Origin of the sequence: Corynebacterium sp. CCUG 65737, assembly GCF_024454115.1 — a bacterium.
Lineage (GTDB): Bacteria > Actinomycetota > Actinomycetes > Mycobacteriales > Mycobacteriaceae > Corynebacterium > Corynebacterium genitalium.
Genome location: NZ_JAGPZB010000007.1, coordinates 15,022 through 32,507 on the forward strand (window position 1 = coordinate 15,022; position 17,486 = coordinate 32,507).

Sequence of the window (17,486 nt, forward strand, 5' to 3'; positions counted from 1 at the left end):
ACCCACCCCACAACCAGACTTATCCACAGGGACGCAAGGGAGGGGTTGCGGGGAAGGCGTCGATAAGCATGCAAAAAGGCCCGCACCGGAGTGCGGGCCACAAATGCTAGGCGTTAGTTGCCTGCGAGCTTCTCGCGCAGAGCCGCGAGCTGCTCGTCGGAAGCAAGCGAGCCACCCTGCTCAGCCTCACCAGCGGACGGAGCTGCCGGAGCTGCAGCATCGCCGGTGGAGCTGTAGTTGGACGGAGCTGCTGCCTCGCCGGATTCCTCAGCCTCGGCTGCAGCGGCGCGGTTGCGCTCGATCTGAGCAGTGTGAGCCTCGTGCAGGCGGGCAGCCTCGGCGTAGCGGGCCTCCCACTCCTGACGCTGCTCGTCGTAGCCTTCCATCCACTCGTTGGTCTCCGGGTCGAAGCCCTCCGGGAAGATGTAGTTGCCCTGCTCGTCGTAGGAGTCGGCCATGCCGTAGCGGGACGGGTCGAACTCCTCGATGTAGTCCTCGTCTGCCTGTTTGAGAGACAGGGAGATGCGGCGGCGTTCCAGGTCGATGTCGATGACCTTGACCATGACCTCCTGGCCCACCTCGACGACCTGATCCGGCACCTCGACGTGGCGCTGTGCCAGCTCGGAGATGTGAACCAGGCCCTCGATGCCCTCTTCGACGCGGACGAATGCGCCGAACGGGACGAGCTTGGTGACCTTGCCCGGGACGATCTGGCCCACAGCGTGGGTGCGAGCAAAGACGCGCCACGGATCTTCCTGGGTCGCCTTCAGCGACAGGGAGACGCGCTCGCGGTCGAGATCGACGTCGAGCACCTCGACAGTGACCTCGTCGCCGACGGTGACAACCTCGGACGGGTGGTCGATGTGCTTCCAGGACAGCTCGGACACGTGGACCAGGCCGTCAACGCCGCCGAGATCGACGAAGGCGCCGAAGTTGACGATGGAGGACACGACACCCTTGCGGACCTGGCCCTTCTCCAGCTGGTGGAGGAAGTCGGAGCGGACCGCGGACTGGGTCTCCTCCAGGTAAGCGCGGCGGGACAGAACGACGTTGTTGCGGTGCTTGTCCAGCTCGATGATCTTCGCTTCGAGCTCCTGGCCGATGTAGGGGTCCAGGTCGCGGACGCGGCGCATTTCAACGAGGGATGCGGGCAGGAAGCCGCGCAGACCGATGTCGAGGATCAGGCCACCCTTGACCACCTCGATGACGGTACCGGTGACAGGCTGGTCGTTCTTCTGCAGCTCCTCGATGGTGCCCCAGGCGCGCTCGTACTGTGCACGCTTCTTGGACAGAAGAAGACGGCCTTCCTTGTCCTCCTTGGTCAGGACCAGAGCGTCGATCTCATCGCCGATCTGAACGACCTCATCCGGGTCGACGTCGTGCTTGATGGAGAGCTCACGGGTCAGAATGACACCTTCGGTCTTGTAACCGATGTCAAGGAGAACCTCGTCGTGGTCGACCTTGACCACGGTGCCGGTGACAATGTCACCATCGTTGAAGTACTTGATGGTGGCGTCAACTGCGGCAAGAAATTCCTCCGAGCTGCCAATGTCGTTAATGGCAACCTGCGGGGTAGTAGAAGTGGGCATAGGTTATGTTGCTCCGAATATGGATAGGAGATAGCGGTTGGACATGAGCGCATCTCTCGAAAAAGCAGCTTATCGACGCCCCAAAAGAGGCCGGTCACGCTGGGATTTCGATCTCGCTCCCGCCGTGGGCGGCCCTCCTATTACGACCGGGGCCACGCGGGCAGCGTAGATACGCCTTGCCGAGATTAGTTCATTTGCCCAGCTCGAGCAAACTTTGATCTCGCGCGTCGCAGGTCACTTTCCGGGCGAGCGGTGAAGAAATCTGTGGCGCGAATTCACCATTTTCACACCAATCTCTTTATCCTTAGACAGTCAACCAAATTTGATAGTGCCCGCAGGGCATATAGGTGGTGTTTTTATGTTGAAGCGCGGTATCGGTATCGGCTTCGCTTTCATCGGCGTCGTTGTGGGCGCCGGTTTCGCTTCCGGCATGGAGGCGTTCCAGTACTTCGTCTCGTACGGCGAGATGGGCATGTGGGGCATTGTCCTGGCCGGTGTGGTCATGGCTTTTGCCGCGGTGGCCTTCCTCGCTTTCGGTTCCTATTTCCAGGCGAACGAGCACACGCGTGTGTTCGGCGAAGTCTCGGACGGGCTTTCATCGAAGATCATGGACTGGTCGGCGATCGCCTGCATGTTCAGTGTGGGCTTCGTGATGTTCGCCGGTGCCGGTTCGAACCTTGAGCAAGCATACGGTTGGCCGATCTATGTCGGCGGTGTGGCCATGCTGGTCATCATGCTGCTGGTGGGCCGGCTGGATGTGAACAAGATCTCAATGGTTCTGGGGCTCGTCACTCCGCTGCTCATCATTTTCGTCCTAATCGCGTCGATTTGGACGTTCACGCATACGAGCGTGGACTTTGCGTCGCAAAGCGAATGGGCGCAGCAGAATGTGGAGGGCGCGACGGGCGCTCCCACGTGGTGGCTGGGCGCGCTGAACCACACAGGCTTGAACGCGCTGTGCACGGTGTCCATGGCGATTGTGATCGGCGGCGACAACTTCGACAACAAGTCGGTCCGCATTGGCGGGATAGTCGCGGGCTTCCTGTACGCGGCGATGCTGGCTCTGCTCGTTGTCACGCTGTTCATGGAGGCCAAGGAGATCAACGGCGACGATCTGCCGCTGTTGACCGTGCTGTTCAACATCAACCCAGCACTCGGCCAGGTCATGACGTGGGTCATCTTCCTCATGGTGTTCAACACGTGCCTGGGCATGATCTACGCGCTGGCGAAGCGCCTGACGCGCAACAACCCGGACAACTTCTACAAGGTTTACGTCGGCGCCTGCCTGGTCGGCTTCGTGCTGTCGTTCATCGGCTTCAAGCCACTGGTGGCCAACCTGTACCCGATCCTGGGTTACTTGGGCCTGTTCGTGATCGCGGTGTTGGTCTACCAGTACTTCCGTTACCGCGACCGCCTGGACCGCGAGGGCGAGCTGCGCACTGCCGCTGTCCATCTGGTGACCGACGAGGAGAATCTCGACCCGGACAGCGAGTTCGCGGACATGTCGCTCGACGAGCTGGCTGAGGAATCTATGCTTGATGACGAAGAATTCCAGAAAGCCCTCCAGTCCGAGGTCGAGGACGAAAACGATGAAGACACCAAACACGCAGACAGTGCAGACGGTACAGACAGCGAGGGCTCTGACGCGGCCGCCGATTCCAGCACGGGTTCCGGCTCCACGAAGATCTAGGAAAATCTAGAGGGGCCTCCCCCCCTGCCTTCCCTATTAGCCCGGGTGCCGCGCGGAACAAGCGCCGGCCCCGGGCTAATGTGCTGCTTCGTCCCAGTTGGTGCCGGTTCCGGCGGAGACTTCCAGCGGGACGCGCAGTGTGATGGCGCGGTCCATTTCCTCCTCGACGATCGCTTGAACCTGCTCGAGCTCGCCGGGGGCGATTTCGACGACGAGTTCGTCGTGGACTTGGAGGAGGACGCGGGATTGGAAAGGTTGGTCGCGGGAGGCGTCGTTAAGCGCGGCGTCGACGCGGATCATGGCGACCTTGATGATGTCGGCCGCAGTGCCCTGAATGGGAGCATTGAGGGCGGCGCGTTCTGCGTTTTCGCGCGCGACACGGTTGTCGGAGGTGAGCTCCGGCAGGTAGCGGCGGCGGCCGAAGACGGTGGATGTGTAGCCGTCGCGGCGGGCTTGTTCAACAACCTCGTCGAGGTAGCGTTTCACGCCGCCGAAGCGCTGGAAGTAGGACTCCATGATTTTCTTCGCTTCGCCGGCGGGGATACCCAGCTGGTTGGACAGGCCATATGCGCTCAAGCCGTAGACGAGGCCGTAGCTCATGGCTTTGACGCGGCGGCGCAGCTCGGGGGTGACGTCGTCGATGGGCACGTCGAAGACGCGGGAGCCGACGAAGTTGTGCAGGTCCTCCCCTTCCTTGTACGCCTCGATGAGGCCGGGATCTTCGGACAGGTGCGCCATGACGCGCATCTCGATCTGGGAGTAGTCCGCAGTGAGGAGGCATTCGTAGCCGTCACCCACGGTGAAGGCGGAGCGGATGCGGCGGCCGGCCTCGGTGCGCACGGGGATGTTCTGCAGATTCGGCTCGGTGGAGCTGAGGCGCCCAGTGGATGCGACAGTCTGGTTGAAGGTGGTGTGGATGCGGCCGTCGTCGTGGACGGTCTTGATCAGGCCTTCAATGGTGGACTTGAGCTTCTGCCATTCGCGGTGCGCGAGTAGCTGATCCAAGAACGGGTGCGGGTTCTTTGCGGCGAGCGTCTCGATCTCCTTGGCGGCGGTGGAATAGCCGGTCTTGGTCTTCTTCGTCTTGGGCAGCTCGAGTTTGTCGAAGAGGACGACGGAGAGCTGCTTGGGGGACGAGAGGTTCAGGTCGGGTTCGTCGACAAGCGAACGTGCTTTGTCTTCTGCGTCGGTGACTTTCTGCGCGATCTCTTTCAGCTGCTCTTCGAGCACGTCCATGTCGACGGCGATTCCGGTGTCCTCCATCTCGGCGAGGATGGTCACCAGCGGCAGCTCGAGATCGGCGTAGAGCTCGTAAGAATTGATCGCGCGCAAGTCCTCGGTGAGCTTTTCCGCGAGCTCCAGGATCGCCGCGGCCGAGTCCACAAGCGTTGTGTCCTCATCAAGCAGGCTCAGCTGGTCGCTGCCCGTAGTGAGCTGGCGTTGCAGGTGACGCTGGTACACGTCGCCGAGATCATACGTACGCTGGCCAGGGCGCAGCAGGTACGCCGCAATCGCTGTGTCGTGCGCAATGCCGCGCAAAGTGATCCCGCGGCCGCGCAGCATGTGGAACGTCTCCTTCGCGCTGTGCAGGTACTTCGGTGCGGCCGACTCGAGCCACGTCTGCAACGCGGACTCCTCCCCCGGGCTTAATTCCGCTAGCTGCTTGCTCACAGCGTGCCGCTGCTTGTCGACGATTCCCACCGCCACAGCATCCCCCGCCGCCGGCGCCCCATGACCCGTGACGAACACGGCGAGACCCTGGCCCTTATGTGCGGACAACCACTCGTCAAGCGGGCCGTCGTCCACCGTGACCTCGCTGAGCTGAACGGTCTCCGGCTCCGGCGCACTGCCGTCCGTCGGCACAGCTGCCAAAACGCGCTCGCGGAGGTTGACGCCGAACTCGAGATCATCGAAATCCTTCGCCACTGCACCGACATCTGCCGGTTTGAGCTCCAGATCATCCGGGCCGACAGGCAGTACGAGATCGGTGACCATCTGGGTCAGTTCGCGGTTGAGCTTGACCTGCTCGATACGCTCACGAAAAGCATCGCCAGCTTTGCCCTTAATGGAGTCGGCGTTGGCGATAAGGGCCTCCAAGTCCCCGTTTTCCACGATCCACTTGGTGGCGGTCTTCTCCCCCACGCCCGGGATGTTAGGCAGGTTGTCCGAGGGGTCGCCACGCAACGCCGCGAAATCCGGGTACTGGGCCGGTGTGAGACCGTATTTGTTCTCCACTTCCTCCGGGGTGAAACGGGTCAGGGTGGATACACCGCGGGTCGGATACAAAACGGTGACGTCGTCGTTGACCAGCTGGATGTAGTCGCGGTCGCCGGTGACAATGACCACCTCGTATTCATCCTGCGCTTGCGTCGTCAGCGTAGCCAAGATGTCGTCGGCCTCGTAGTTGTCTTTTGTCAACGTGACGATGCCCAAGCTTCCCAGCACATCCTGGATGATCGGCACTTGCCCCTTGAATTCCTCCGGGGCGGCTTCGCGCTGAGCTTTGTACTCCGGGAATTTTTCCGTGCGGAAGGTCTTGCGCCCCACATCGAAAGCGACGGCAGCATGCGTCGGCTGCTCCTCGGAGAGGATGTTCGCGAACATGGACAGAAAGCCATACACCGCGTTCGTGTTCTGCCCGCCGGAGGTGGAGAAGTTCTCGGCCGGCAAGGCGTAGAAGGCGCGGAAGGCCATGGAGTGGCCGTCGATAAGCAAAAGGCGTTTCTTGTTCGCAGTCACAAGGCACCACTTTACCGAGTGGCCCGGACACCTCCCCGCGCCCGGAATACTACTGGCCGGTTTCCGGAATACCGCTCACGTAAACCTGCAGGTCAAAAGCATCGTCTTTGGTTTATCTCCTCCAGCAGTCTTCTAGTTTTGCCACTTGCTCGAACTTCCGGCCCGATGCGCGCGTTTCACCCATGACGGAGAAAGGAGCAACGCTTGGAGACGCGAAACGTATGGCCATACCCGGACTTGTCGCCATCGAAGAACAAAAGCATCTCGATCGAACTAGCGCCCGATTCTTCGGCCATGGTGGTGACAACGACAGCGTCTCCAACAACCCCAACGATCGAACGGATCAGGACGATCTACATCTGGTTAGGGTGCGCCGGGTGTCTCGCGAGCATGCTCATCCCATTCGCGCTGCTGGGACTGATCGGTTACCTCTTCAGTGAGCCCCGAGACCCCGCACTTCTCATGCTTTGGGTTTTTCTCATCGCTCCAGCGCTGATTTTCGTAGTGATGTACGTCCTGCACAAGAGGATTCCTCCTGACGCGCCATACGAGGTCGGCAGTATTCCCCTTTCCTTCTTAGACCCCGGGCTTGACCGCATCACCCCGGAAGTGATCAACAAAGCCAACAGGCTGCGCGGGTCTCACCGTCAAACCCTTCTCCAGGAAGCTCTTGATGCCCTCGAGCGGGAAGGCGCTGAGGCGTTCGTCTCCGCAGTCAACAACATCGACGAAGACCCCGACTAAAGGCGCAGCTTTCTTGCTGGTCTAGACCTCATTTCGTCCGTGAAACACGCTGCGCTATTCTTATTCAACACGCCCCAGTAGCCCAATTGGCAGAGGCAACGGATTCAAAACCCGTCCAGTGTGAGTTCGAGTCTCACCTGGGGCACCACTACTTTCTCCGATTTCCTGCCGGTTTGGCGTAACGGCGGTAGTGTGACCTAAGTCAACCGTCTAGGAAAGGAAAAGCTGTGTTTGGTTTCTCTTTAATCACCATTATCGTTGCTGTTATCGCCCTAATCGTCGGAATCGTTTTGGGCATCGCCATCGGCAAGAACAACAACCCCCGAGTCTAGAACCAAGACCCTAGCGGCGGAGTTGGCGTGACATGGCGCCGTTAACTCCGGACCCGGGGATTTCTTCAAACCCCTCCGACATGTAGAGCTGCCGGGAAATATTCCCCTCTTCAACGGATAAACTGACCGCATCGACCCCTCGCTGCCGGGAAGCGTCAACAAGCTCCCGCAGAAGCTGACGGCCAAGCCCTTGACCGCGCGCATTGGGATGAACCCACAGGCTCAACTCGGGGACATCCGCATCGACGTACCCGAGCCCCGGGTCTTCCGCCGGCAGGAAAAGCGCCCACGCGACGCCAACAGCTCGACCATCCCTCTCCGCTACAATCCCGAAGTCCCCGCGCTCAGGATCAAACTCGAGGTAATGAGCTAACGCTTCGGTCTCCCTGACCTGATCAAGGGTGAACCGGTCACCGTCCCAATTCACGTTCCCGAGCGTGGCCTGCTCCAGTAATACGCGGTCGCCGTCTGACAGCGGCCGGAATACTGCGTCGATCATGGTTCTCTTTCTACTGCGCGGGGCCTTAGTCTTGCCGCATGACCTGTCCGTGGCACCAGATAGCCTGCACAAAGCGAATATTTCCGGAGGGGCACCGTACGGTTTCGAACTTCCCGCTCCCACCGTTGAAGGCACATTCGTGAACGAGGACGCGCACGCACAACCCATCCACGAGCCCTTCGTCGACTATCTCAACCGCGTGTTCCGGTCTGGCGGTTTTCCAGGCCAGCGCGTTTCCGCCCCCGATGGCTTTCGGGAAAAGTACTCCGCCGGCCTGATGAGGCTGTAGACCGATTAGAAAGGCTCGGGCTTTGTCTCGTTCTTCGGGGTCGACTGCCAGGTAATGGCCGCGCCCGCAACGGTCACCAAGGCAATGCCGACGACCATGCGCACGGTGAGCTGGTCGCCGGCGAAGAGCCATCCGAGCAGAGAACCAAGCACAGGATCAAGAGCAAAAAGCGTGCCGACGACCTGTGCCGAGGAGAACTTCGCCGCCAATGTGTCCGCAATGTACGGAATGACCACTCCCACAACTGCGGCAATGGTGAGGATCAGCCATGCGCGCTTATCGACGTTTCCAAGCACCGGCGCAACCAGTGGGAAGGTGAGAATCGCGGCGACTGCTACGGAGATTGCTAAGTCCCCAAGCCCGCCTTCGGCCTTTCCAACGCGTTCAGCGAACACAGTGTAGGCAGCAAAGAAGCCTCCCCCAATGAGACCGAATGTGATCCCGAGCGGGTCCAGACCTGAGGAAGGGCCCGTGATGAGCACGATCCCTGCAAACGCCACGAGAGCCCATACCCTGCCCTGCCAGAACTTGATCCCAAAAAACGACACTAAGCACGGGCCGAGGAAGTCCAATGTGACCGCGACGCCCAACGGGATACGGGCGACCGCAGCAAAGAAGAATTGGTTCATTGCCGCCATGGCCGCACCGTAGATGACGGCATTGATCCATCGTTCGCGGCTGAGCTTGGTGAGCCTTGGCCGGAAGATGACGAACAGGAACGCCGCAGAGAGGGCAAGACGAAGCGTCGACACAGCCACCGTGCCAAGCTGAGCAAACAACGTCGAGGAAATGACGGACGATGATTGGTTCCCCAACGATCCGATGAGGATGAGGATCACTGGGCGCAGCGGCGATACGGCGCTGCCCTCTTGTGTACTAGCAGGCATAGTTACCGCTCGTCGAGTGCTTTCTGCAACGCTTCCTCAGTCTCCGGTGAGAAGGCGACAAAGCGGACCTCGTCCATTTCGACGCCGGACTCGGTGACGCCTTCGATGGCGCTGGCAGCGGCGTCGTCAAGCGGCCAACCGTAAACACCGGCGCTCACCAGCGGGAAAGCAATAGTGCGGGCACCGATTTCGCCTGCTACCTCCATGGAGCGGCGGTAACACGATACGAGTTCTTGACGCGTGCCGCGACCGTGCACTGGACCGACAGTGTGAATGACCCATGTGGCAGAAAGGTCGCCCGCGGTAGTCGCTACAGCGTCACCGGTGGGTAGCCCGTCGGGGCACTGCTCCGCACGGACTTTCTTGCAGGCAGCGAGGACAGCCGGGCCGCCAGCACGGTGGATCGCCCCGTCGACCCCACCTCCCCCGAGGAGGGAAGAGTTGGCGGCGTTGACGATAGCGTCGACAAGCTCTCGCGTGATGTCTCCGCGAATGACAGTGAGTTTCATGACTCTGCTAGTTCGCGGGTTTGATCTCGCTCTCGACGACCCACTTGTGGTTCTTCATGGTCATGCCGTCGGCCTCAACGTCGACCATGTAGACAGTCTCATCGGTAGAGCTGTCGATCGTGGCTGTCGCACCCTTCATGCCCTTCATGTGCTCGGCGGTGACAACTTTCTCGGTGCCGTCGGCCAAGCGCTCCTCGCCAGCATCCTCGAGCTCCTGCTGAACAACCCACTTGTGGTTGGTCACACGCTCGCCACCGTCGGTCGGGTCGTAGGAGATGGCGTAGGTGTACGTGCCATCGAAAGCGCCGACGATGGTGGCCTCCGCACCGTCCATGCCGGGCATGTGGTCCGCGGTGAGAATGACTTCCGTACCGACGGGATAGGTCGGAGCGGAAGCCTCTGTCATGCCTTCGGGGGCGGGCCCACCGTCTTCAGCGTGCTCGTGGCCCTCGTGGCCGCCGTGGTTGTGGTCGCTGGCGTCGTCTCCGTGCTCGTGGTTCTGTTCCGCGCTCGTCTCCTCCTGGACTGTGGTCTCAGGGGTCTGAGGCACCTCAGTATTCTCGGAGGAGCATGCAGTAGCAGCGAACAAACCCGCCACTGCAACGGTTGCGATTGCCATGGTCTTGCGTGTGGTCATGATGTGTACCTCATTCTGCGTAGGCGGACGGTAACTGAACCATTCTACATGCGCTTCGTGCTCGTTCCGTTCGTCACGATCATCTTCATGCTCGGTTTCACCTTCCCGATCAAGGATTCCCGTCAGCTGTGGACATCGGCACCGAAGAGATAGACAGAGGTTCATGGCACGTGCGGGCGGACAGGGAGATTCGCTCCCTGCGAGGTTCATGGCACGTGAGGCCCCGAAGGGCCCTGTGACGAGTTCACCCGCCTAGTCGCCGTTTCCCATCACTGTGGCAGCGGCGAGCAGGACGGAGATCGAGCCACGGTCCAAAGACGGCTGGATCTGTGGCACAAATCCCTTGGAGTGGTTCGGCGGGCCAGCCTGCCCCTCTTCAAAACCGGACCAGCCGATGAAGAAGTACGGTACGTCCCAGGCGTTCGGGATGATGGGGAAGTCTTCGGAGCCGGGGAACCCGGGGCCGTACTGCACCAGATCCTCACCGAAGAACTCGGTGAAGGTGTCTTTGACCCGTTCAGTGAGCTCCGGGTCGTTGTAGACCACCGGGACGGAGTCGAGGTATTCGAACTCCGGCGGCTGCGGGCAGTTGCCCGCTTCGCACTCGGCGGTGACCACGCGCTTCATGATGTTCTGAATCTGGTCGGAGATCGCGTCAGTGGAGGCACGGGTGTTGATGCCCAGTTCCACCATGTCCGTAATTGAGTTCGAGGTGGTTCCGCCGTTGATGGAACCGACGGAGATGATGGCGATCTCCAATGGGTCGACCTCGCGCGCGACGGCGGCTTGCAGGCGGGTCACGATCGACGCGGCGGTGGGGATCGGGTCAATGGAACGGTGCGGAAGTGACGCGTGGCCGGACTTGCCGTGGATGCGCACCTTCCAGTTCGATGCGGCGGTGGTCATGCGCCCCGGGGTGAAGATGAAGCCGTACGGCGGATCCTCGGCGAAGATGTGCTGACCGAAGACGTAGTCAGGCCTCGGAAGCCTATCGACGAGACCATCCTCGACCATGCGGCGCGCCCCTCCGCCGGCTTCCTCACCGGGCTGGAACAGCGCGATGAACGTGCCGGACCACAGGTCTTTGTTGCGCACTAGTGCACCGACCGCACCGAGCTGGGCGGTGGTGTGCATGTCGTGGCCGCAGGCGTGCATCTTGCCTAGCTCGTACGGTGCGGCGTAGTCGACGTCGGATTCTTCGGTGATCGGCAATGCGTCGTGGTCAGAACGGAACAGGACTACCGGGCCTTCACCGTTTTGGATGACAGCGACTTTGCCGGTGCCAGCGAATGTCTGCACCTCGAGGCCTAAGCGCTTGAGTTCTTCCTCAATGCGCGCGGCGGTCTCGTGCTCCTCCATCGAGAGCTCGGGGTGTTGGTGGAACCACTTGTACAGTTCCTCGCGCTCAGCCCGCGTGTTTTCCAGAGTGTCAATCAGTTTCTGAAAGTTCTCGGTGGCCATTGGGATACCTCCTTAGATGAAAGGGTTCTACCTCCCAGCCTAGGCCCGTGGACCGCCACGCACGTGCGGTTTTAGGCCCGGGGATACCGTTCCAGAATGCTGTTGGATTCGTGGGTGGAGGGGGTGGTCCAGGAGCCGTCGATAAGCATTTGCTCTTTGCGCGCCTGCCAGAACGTCGCGTTGCGGATGCCCACTGCCTCCGGGTCGAACTGCGGGTCGAGGCCAGCCTTCTTCTGGCGGCGGTAATCCCAAAGGCACTTCAGTGCGGGAACTTGCAGCACGAGGATGGCAACGATGTTCAGCCACGCCGTCACGCCGACGCCAATGTCGCCGAGCGCCCACGCTGTGCCCGGAGTCGTGGTTGCACCGACCCACACAGACACGAGAATCAGACCGCGCAGGAACCAAATGACCACGCTGCGGGCGGTGTCGTTCTCGATCCACCGGTTGAGGTAGCTGAAGTTGACCTCTGCCATGTAGTAGTAAGCGACGATCGTGGTGAAGGCGAAGAAGAGAATGGCCAACGCCACGAAGCTCGCGCCGAAGCCCGGGATCAATGTGTCAAGACCCGACTGGACATAGCCGGGGCCGACAGCGATCGTCTCGGAGATCGCACCGGAGTAGCGGACCGGGCCTTCTTCGTCGCCTTCGAAGACGCGGTACATATCGGTGGAGATGATGATGAATGCGGTCGCAGAGCAGACGAGCAGCGTATCGACGTACACGGCGAACGACTGCACGAACCCCTGCTTCGCCGGGTGGGACACCTCAGCAGCAGCGGCCGACTGCGGGCCGGTGCCCTGGCCAGCCTCGTTGGAGTAGATACCGCGCTTGACACCCCACAGGATGGCGGCGCCGAGCATACCGGAGAACAGTGCCTCGCGATCGAACGCGGAACGGAAGATCAGGCCGAAGACATCGGGAATCTCCGACGCGTTCACAAACAGAATGATCACGGCGACCAGGATGTACAACACCGCCATGAAGGGCACGACCATGGACGCGAACCAGGCGATGCGCTTGACACCACCGAGGATGATGACAGCGAGCAGCGCGACCATCACCAGCGCAGTCGCCCACGTGGGAACGCTCCATGCATTATCGACGGCTGCGGCCACACCGTTGGCCTGAACACCCGGCAAGAAGTACGAGGTAGCCAGGATCATCATGACCGCGAAGAGGACAGCGTAGACGAGCGCGAACGGACGGGCCTTGGTGTGGGAGTACGCCTTCTCGATGTAATAGGCAGGGCCGCCGCGGTATTCACCCGTGTCACGATCCTTCTCCTTATACACCTGGGCCAGGCAGCATTCGACGAAGGAGGTGGCCGAACCCAGGAAGGCCACCAGCCACATCCAGAACACCGCACCCGGACCACCGAAGGCGATGGCCGTGGCCACACCAGAGATGTTTCCTACGCCGACGCGGCCAGCCAGCGAGACCATTAGCGACTGGAACGAGGAAATTCCCGATTCAGAGTCCTCCCCCGAACGAATTTGTTTGATCATGTCTGGCAAGCAACGCACCTGCAAGAACAACGTCACGGCTGTGAAGTACACGCCAGCACCTAGACAGAGGAATACGAGCGCATTCGACCAGATCAGGCCTTCAAGCGTGCTGATGAGATCTTCCATGGGGGTCCTCCCACGTCGGCGAGTTCTAAATATTGGTCAAACTATAGACCATGGGAAGCGCCCACTATGCGCTCCTGCCCATATTTTTCGCAGTTACCCCCAACCGAGTGCACACGCGGGGTCCGATACTCAAATGACAGGACAACTAAGCTACACTACCCATCCAGAAAGAACATACGTCACATCTGTCACATCAGTAACAGATGTGACGTTATCCGGTGGAAACTCGACCTCGCTGCTCCACCGCATCGACCGCGCGATCGCGAAGGGCGACCTCAACCGAGGCACCACCACCGTTTTAATATCCACCGGGTTCAACGACTACGCACCTTTGAACGTGCTAAACGGTGATTCCGGCGACTTCCGTGACATCCAGAACGTTTACGTCCGCAACCTGCACACCGCTGCCGGCAAGATCCGCCATGTCGCCCCCAACGCCCGCATCATCATGCCCGGCTTGCTCTCCATTTCCGAACCCACCGGCCTGCAGCGCATCTGCCTGGTCAACGTGATTCCGAACATGCCCGGGGGCATTCCGCTTGACCATCTTCAGGCGATGGAACTGGGTGCTCGCGATGCCCAGATGCGAGCAGCGCGTGAGATCAGCGCCACCTTCATTGACATCAAGAACGAATCCCGCAACAACCACTCCTGCGCGCCGGACAAGAACCGCTGGGTCGCCGGGTTCATTGACACCACCACCGAGAACTACAACTTGGCCTACCACCCCTCCCACGCTGGTTCGCGCTACGTGGCTACCCGTGTGAAGCAGGTGCTCTAGCGCCCGCGAGGACGCCCTCTGAAACCACGCTGCTCCCCGCTAGCTCAAATGCTGGCGCGGAGCATTTTTCGTAGGCGGGAAAAGTGAAAGGGCCCGTGCCCAAAAGCGCTCCGCGTTTAGTCTGAAAGACATGGTCTCCCCCACCCCGCAGCCCCTCGCACTTGCCTGGTTCCGCGACGACCTCCGGCTCACGGATAACGCCGCCCTCACGTGGGCAGCGCAGCACGGCCATGTGGTCGGGCTGTTCATTTTCGAGGAGATCGATGCCGCTCCCTATTTCCGCATCTTCAACCCCCTTCTTCAGGAGGAGAAGTTCGACCCCCAGGGGATTTACATCAACCAGTGGGTGCCGGAGCGACACACCCCGATGTACCCGGAGCCGATGGTCGACGTCAAAGAGTCGCGTAAGACGGCGTTAATCGCCTACGACGACACCAAGAAATAACTAGCGGGCGGCCGTAATCCAGTTCACGGCCTCACCGTAGGAGACCTCGCCGTACTGGCCGTGGTTGTAAACGCTCAACAACAGCGGCAGCGTCGTGGGTGAGCGCACTGCGACGATCGCCGCCAGCTCGGTGATCGGCACCTGCCCCCTCAAAGTGGCCACACGCAGCATGGGGTCGACGTGGCGGCGCCATTCGTCGGGAAGCGAGCAGATCGGGTCGTCGGGGCGGCAGATATCCAGCACGCGCGGACCTAGCTCACCGTAACCACCCTCCAGTGTCTCCAACGCGCCCTGATCGGCGGCCGTGGCACCAGCGCGGAAGTGGCCACCGTTGTCAGCCAGGTGGGGGTTGGAGATCAGCGCAGCTGAGCGGAACTTCTCCTTCTGGATCGGCCCGCGGTCGTGGGCGATGTCGTTAATCAGCTGCGCACCGATGCCAGCTCCTTCAGAGAAGCCGGTAATGCTAAAGGTCGCATCCGGGCACATTCGGGACAATCGACGCATCGTCGCAGAAGCATCGTTATATCCTGCACGCGCGGAATCCGTGTACGTCATCAGCGTGAACGGCACGGCCGGGTAGGTGATCCACACCGGCTGCGTCGTCCCACCGGTGCGCTGGTGCACGCGCTGCGCCACCGGAGTCACCTTCGGGCCGACAGGAGCCTTCTCCGGGAGGAACGAAGCAGTGTTGGCACCACCGGGAATAGTAATGAGGAACTCGCGCGAGCACGTGTTCACATTCGGCGACTCCAGCACCGAGCTCATATCCTGAGCACTCGCCTGCGCAGCACCGCCCGCTACAAACCCAAGCGCGACAGCGACCGCCGCAATCTTCTTCAGCAACATTCTCTTATTCCTCGCGCCCCGTGAGGCATCGGTTTCCGCGTAAAGACCAACTAAGAATAAAGCACATACAAGGAAACCCCAACAGGAAACGGCCAGTTTGCTCTCAGCACAGTTTCGTCGGGGGCAACCGCGGGGTACACTGCCCGCATGCGCAAATCCATCGTTACTAAAGCCGTCTCCGTCGCCACCGCGGCTGCCCTGACCCTGGGAGCTTTCCCCGCCGTGGCAGACGCACAGGACAAGATCGGAAAAATCTCCGCGGAAATCACCACTGGCATCGAACGCGGCCTAGATCCCGAGAAGTCGGTTCTGCAGGAAAACTCCAGCACCAAGGACTTCTTCAAAAATGGCCTCGAGCCCTTTGGGGATATGTCCTCTATGGACACTGCGACGAGCTCCGAGGGCTTGACCCGCGCCATCCTCAACTACGTCATCATCGCAGCGGGGATCACCATCATCGGCCAGATCATCCAGCTGGTCATGGCAAACATGCCGCGCTAGACCGCACCAATGCTCGTTCCGAGAGGGACTGAGCCAAGACCGAGGCATACAATTTCTTCACTCGAAGGCATTGTATGCTTCTTCTATGTTCAAACCTTTCAAGGTGGCAGCCTGCGCAGCCAGCATTGCGTCGATAAGCATGCTCGCTGGTTGCGTCACCAACGTCGAGGGCGGACACCCTGACGGTTGGAAGCAGATCACGCCGGATGAGGTTCCCGGGATCGCCGCGATGGTGCCTGAAGATATACAGGCATCCGGCACCCTGACAATCGGTACCAACCCCCCGTTCGCTCCTTTTGAGTTCAAGGACTCGCAAGGCCGGATGATTGGTCTGGAGATGGATCTCGGCCACGCCCTCGCCAGCGTTATGGGTCTAGAGTTCCAAGCTCAGGAGCAGGATTTCTCCATGATCTTGCCCGCCGTTCAGGCCGGAACGCTCGACGCGGGAATGTCTGGCTTCACTGACACGGAGGAACGGCGCGAGAACTTCGAGTTCGTCAACTTCCTGTACGCCGGCATCCAGTGGGCGACTCAGCCCGGCAGCGGGGTCGACCCGGAGAACCCCTGCGGGCTCACCGTTGCCGTGCAGCGCACCACGGTGTCAGAGACGGACGACATCCGCCCGAAAGCCGAGAAGTGCGAAGAGGAAGGCAACCCGATCACGATCCTGTCCTACGACACGTCGGACAATGCTGCATTGGCTGCGCTCGTCGGGCGCGCTGACGCGCTTAGCGCGGACTCACCTGTGTCGGCCTGGGCCGTGGAACGCTCGGACGGCCAGCTCGAGCTCACTGGCGAGATGTTCGACGCCGCACCCTACGGCATCGCGGTGCCGAAGGATTCGCCGCTGGCGGACGCGCTCGCCGCAGCCATGCAACACCTTATTGATACGGGCGAATACCAGCGCATCTTGGAACAGTGGAATGTGGAAACCGGCCTGTTGGATGAGGCCCTGATCAACGAGCAGCCAGTGGGAGGACACTAATGGCTCAACGCAACGAACGCCCACAACGCATCGAGGCTAAACCGCTGCGCCACCCGGGACGATGGGTCGCCGCGGTGATCCTGTTGGTGCTTTTCGCGCTCTTCATCTTCGACGCCGCGCGCCGCGAGGCCTACGGCTGGGGCACTTACTTCGCGTACCTTTTTGACACCCGCATCCTCAGCGCCGCCGGCCACACCCTGGCGCTGACGGTGCTGGCCATGATCATCGGTGTGGTGCTCGGCGTGATCCTGGCAGTCATGCGCATGTCGCCGAACCCAGTGTTCAAATCCATTGCGTGGCTGTACCTGTGGGTCTTCCGAGGTACCCCGGTATATGTCCAACTGGTGTTCTGGGGACTTCTCGGAGCGATCTACCAGTCTGTCAACCTCGGCTTCACTGAGATCTCCATGGAGGCACTCACGTCCTCCGCTTTCGCCCTCGCGGTGCTTGGCCTGGGCCTCAACGAAGCTGGTTACATGGCCGAAATCGTCCGCTCCGGCATCAACTCGGTTCCGGAAGGGCAGATCGAAGCGTCGAAAGCTTTGGGCATGGGCTGGGGCATGACCATGCGCCGCACGGTCCTGCCGCAGGCAATGCGGATCATCATCCCGCCGACAGGCAATGAGTTCATTTCCCTGCTGAAGACCTCCTCGCTGGTGGTGGCTATCCCCTACTCGCTCGAGCTTTACGGCCGCAGCCAGGACATTGCCGCCGCGCTCTTCGAGCCAGTGCCGATGCTGCTTGTCGCCGCCACCTGGTACCTGGTGATCACCTCGATCCTCATGATCGGCCAGTACTACCTGGAGCGCTACTTCGACCGTGGTGTCACTCGCGAACTCACGGCCCGCCAGCTCGCGGCGCTGACCGACGCTGAAGGCAAAACACCCCACAACGTCACCGTCATCGAGGAAAGGTAGG

The 17,486-nt window shown here is 60.9% G+C and carries 17 protein-coding genes and 1 tRNA gene; 9 read left to right on the forward strand and 9 right to left on the reverse strand.

The annotated features are described in order from the left end of the window. Window positions 1–113: 113 nt before the first annotated feature. On the reverse strand, window positions 114–1,589 hold the full coding sequence (rpsA, locus tag KBX17_RS06805) for a 30S ribosomal protein S1 (protein ID WP_255995216.1): 1,476 nt from the start codon (window positions 1,587–1,589) through the stop codon (window positions 114–116). A 358-nt stretch (window positions 1,590–1,947) separates the two neighbouring features. On the opposite strand from rpsA, the gene KBX17_RS06810 reads away from it, so the two are divergent. Next, window positions 1,948–3,279 (forward strand): hypothetical protein, encoded by a 1,332-nt coding sequence (locus tag KBX17_RS06810; protein WP_256019058.1) that lies wholly within the window; start codon window positions 1,948–1,950, stop codon window positions 3,277–3,279. Window positions 3,280–3,354: 75 nt separating this feature from the next. On the opposite strand, the gene polA is transcribed toward KBX17_RS06810, so the two are convergent. Further along, a complete protein-coding gene (gene polA, locus KBX17_RS06815) occupies window positions 3,355–6,018 on the reverse strand; it encodes a DNA polymerase I (RefSeq protein ID WP_256002760.1) in 2,664 nt (887 codons plus the stop codon). A 204-nt stretch (window positions 6,019–6,222) separates the two neighbouring features. On the opposite strand from polA, the gene KBX17_RS06820 reads away from it, so the two are divergent. Next, complete coding sequence (locus tag KBX17_RS06820; RefSeq protein WP_255997463.1) at window positions 6,223–6,762, forward strand: hypothetical protein; 540 nt, start codon at window positions 6,223–6,225, stop codon at window positions 6,760–6,762. Between the two features lie 71 nt (window positions 6,763–6,833). After that, a tRNA-Leu gene (locus KBX17_RS06825) sits at window positions 6,834–6,910 on the forward strand. A 194-nt stretch (window positions 6,911–7,104) separates the two neighbouring features. Here the strand turns inward: KBX17_RS06825 and KBX17_RS06830 are convergent. Next, window positions 7,105–7,593: a GNAT family N-acetyltransferase gene (locus tag KBX17_RS06830; protein WP_256019060.1), complete on the reverse strand. Its 489-nt coding sequence runs from the start codon at window positions 7,591–7,593 to the stop codon at window positions 7,105–7,107. Between KBX17_RS06830 and KBX17_RS06835 the strand changes: the two genes are divergently transcribed. Further along, a complete protein-coding gene (locus KBX17_RS06835) occupies window positions 7,592–7,882 on the forward strand; it encodes a hypothetical protein (RefSeq protein ID WP_255997434.1) in 291 nt (96 codons plus the stop codon). The two genes, KBX17_RS06830 and KBX17_RS06835, sit on opposite strands and share 2 nt — an antisense overlap. Before the next feature lie 5 nt (window positions 7,883–7,887). Here the strand turns inward: KBX17_RS06835 and KBX17_RS06840 are convergent, their stop codons facing one another. The 5 genes from KBX17_RS06840 to KBX17_RS06860 all read right to left on the reverse strand — a co-directional run bounded on the left by KBX17_RS06840 (window position 7,888) and on the right by KBX17_RS06860 (window position 13,010). Beyond that, on the reverse strand, window positions 7,888–8,769 hold the full coding sequence (locus KBX17_RS06840) for a DMT family transporter (protein ID WP_256019061.1): 882 nt from the start codon (window positions 8,767–8,769) through the stop codon (window positions 7,888–7,890). A 2-nt stretch (window positions 8,770–8,771) separates the two neighbouring features. Further along, on the reverse strand, window positions 8,772–9,278 hold the full coding sequence (locus tag KBX17_RS06845; RefSeq protein ID WP_255997431.1) for an O-acetyl-ADP-ribose deacetylase: 507 nt from the start codon (window positions 9,276–9,278) through the stop codon (window positions 8,772–8,774). A 7-nt stretch (window positions 9,279–9,285) separates the two neighbouring features. After that, the gene (locus KBX17_RS06850; protein WP_255995208.1) at window positions 9,286–9,915 is read right to left on the reverse strand and encodes a YdhK family protein; all 630 of its coding nucleotides are present in this window, start codon (window positions 9,913–9,915) and stop codon (window positions 9,286–9,288) included. A gap of 252 nt (window positions 9,916–10,167) precedes the next feature. Continuing rightward, entirely contained in the window at window positions 10,168–11,376 is a 1,209-nt protein-coding gene (locus KBX17_RS06855) for an amidohydrolase (RefSeq protein ID WP_256002772.1), read from the reverse strand. Between the two features lie 71 nt (window positions 11,377–11,447). After that, window positions 11,448–13,010 (reverse strand): sodium:alanine symporter family protein, encoded by a 1,563-nt coding sequence (locus KBX17_RS06860; RefSeq protein ID WP_255997427.1) that lies wholly within the window; start codon window positions 13,008–13,010, stop codon window positions 11,448–11,450. 205 nt (window positions 13,011–13,215) lie between these two features. Between KBX17_RS06860 and KBX17_RS06865 the strand changes: the two genes are divergently transcribed. Then, window positions 13,216–13,791 carry a GDSL-type esterase/lipase family protein gene (locus KBX17_RS06865; RefSeq protein ID WP_256019063.1) on the forward strand — a complete coding sequence of 192 codons (576 nt, stop codon included), beginning with the start codon at window positions 13,216–13,218 and terminating at the stop codon, window positions 13,789–13,791. Between the two features lie 130 nt (window positions 13,792–13,921). Then, window positions 13,922–14,236, forward strand: a complete 315-nt coding sequence (locus KBX17_RS11550) for an FAD-binding domain-containing protein (protein WP_370687589.1) — start codon at window positions 13,922–13,924, stop codon at window positions 14,234–14,236. On the opposite strand, the gene KBX17_RS06880 is transcribed toward KBX17_RS11550, so the two are convergent. Beyond that, window positions 14,237–15,082, reverse strand: coding sequence for a cutinase family protein (locus KBX17_RS06880; RefSeq protein WP_256019065.1), 846 nt, complete (start codon window positions 15,080–15,082; stop codon window positions 14,237–14,239). A 147-nt stretch (window positions 15,083–15,229) separates the two neighbouring features. On the opposite strand from KBX17_RS06880, the gene KBX17_RS06885 reads away from it, so the two are divergent. The 3 genes from KBX17_RS06885 to KBX17_RS06895 all read left to right on the forward strand — a co-directional run bounded on the left by KBX17_RS06885 (window position 15,230) and on the right by KBX17_RS06895 (window position 17,485). Further along, window positions 15,230–15,583 carry a hypothetical protein gene (locus KBX17_RS06885; protein ID WP_256019066.1) on the forward strand — a complete coding sequence of 118 codons (354 nt, stop codon included), beginning with the start codon at window positions 15,230–15,232 and terminating at the stop codon, window positions 15,581–15,583. Between the two features lie 85 nt (window positions 15,584–15,668). Next, window positions 15,669–16,568 carry an ABC transporter substrate-binding protein gene (locus tag KBX17_RS06890; protein WP_256019068.1) on the forward strand — a complete coding sequence of 300 codons (900 nt, stop codon included), beginning with the start codon at window positions 15,669–15,671 and terminating at the stop codon, window positions 16,566–16,568. Continuing rightward, window positions 16,568–17,485: an amino acid ABC transporter permease gene (locus KBX17_RS06895; protein ID WP_256019069.1), complete on the forward strand. Its 918-nt coding sequence runs from the start codon at window positions 16,568–16,570 to the stop codon at window positions 17,483–17,485. Before KBX17_RS06890 ends, KBX17_RS06895 begins: the two co-directional genes overlap by 1 nt. The last annotated feature ends 1 nt before the right edge of the window (window position 17,486 follow it).

Coding starts and splice junctions, on each gene's coding strand:
- KBX17_RS06880 (WP_256019065.1), bottom strand. CDS start 15,082: ATGTTGCTGAAGAAGATTGCGGCGGTCGCTGTCGCGCTTGGGTTTGTA.
- KBX17_RS06840 (WP_256019061.1), bottom strand. CDS start 8,769: ATGCCTGCTAGTACACAAGAGGGCAGCGCCGTATCGCCGCTGCGCCCA.
- KBX17_RS06845 (WP_255997431.1), bottom strand. CDS start 9,278: ATGAAACTCACTGTCATTCGCGGAGACATCACGCGAGAGCTTGTCGAC.
- rpsA (WP_255995216.1), bottom strand. CDS start 1,589: ATGCCCACTTCTACTACCCCGCAGGTTGCCATTAACGACATTGGCAGC.
- KBX17_RS06885 (WP_256019066.1), top strand. CDS start 15,230: ATGCGCAAATCCATCGTTACTAAAGCCGTCTCCGTCGCCACCGCGGCT.
- KBX17_RS06890 (WP_256019068.1), top strand. CDS start 15,669: ATGTTCAAACCTTTCAAGGTGGCAGCCTGCGCAGCCAGCATTGCGTCG.
- KBX17_RS06855 (WP_256002772.1), bottom strand. CDS start 11,376: ATGGCCACCGAGAACTTTCAGAAACTGATTGACACTCTGGAAAACACG.
- KBX17_RS06850 (WP_255995208.1), bottom strand. CDS start 9,915: ATGACCACACGCAAGACCATGGCAATCGCAACCGTTGCAGTGGCGGGT.
- KBX17_RS06895 (WP_256019069.1), top strand. CDS start 16,568: ATGGCTCAACGCAACGAACGCCCACAACGCATCGAGGCTAAACCGCTG.
- KBX17_RS06810 (WP_256019058.1), top strand. CDS start 1,948: ATGTTGAAGCGCGGTATCGGTATCGGCTTCGCTTTCATCGGCGTCGTT.
- KBX17_RS06835 (WP_255997434.1), top strand. CDS start 7,592: ATGGTTCTCTTTCTACTGCGCGGGGCCTTAGTCTTGCCGCATGACCTG.
- KBX17_RS06860 (WP_255997427.1), bottom strand. CDS start 13,010: ATGGAAGATCTCATCAGCACGCTTGAAGGCCTGATCTGGTCGAATGCG.
- KBX17_RS06830 (WP_256019060.1), bottom strand. CDS start 7,593: ATGATCGACGCAGTATTCCGGCCGCTGTCAGACGGCGACCGCGTATTA.
- KBX17_RS11550 (WP_370687589.1), top strand. CDS start 13,922: ATGGTCTCCCCCACCCCGCAGCCCCTCGCACTTGCCTGGTTCCGCGAC.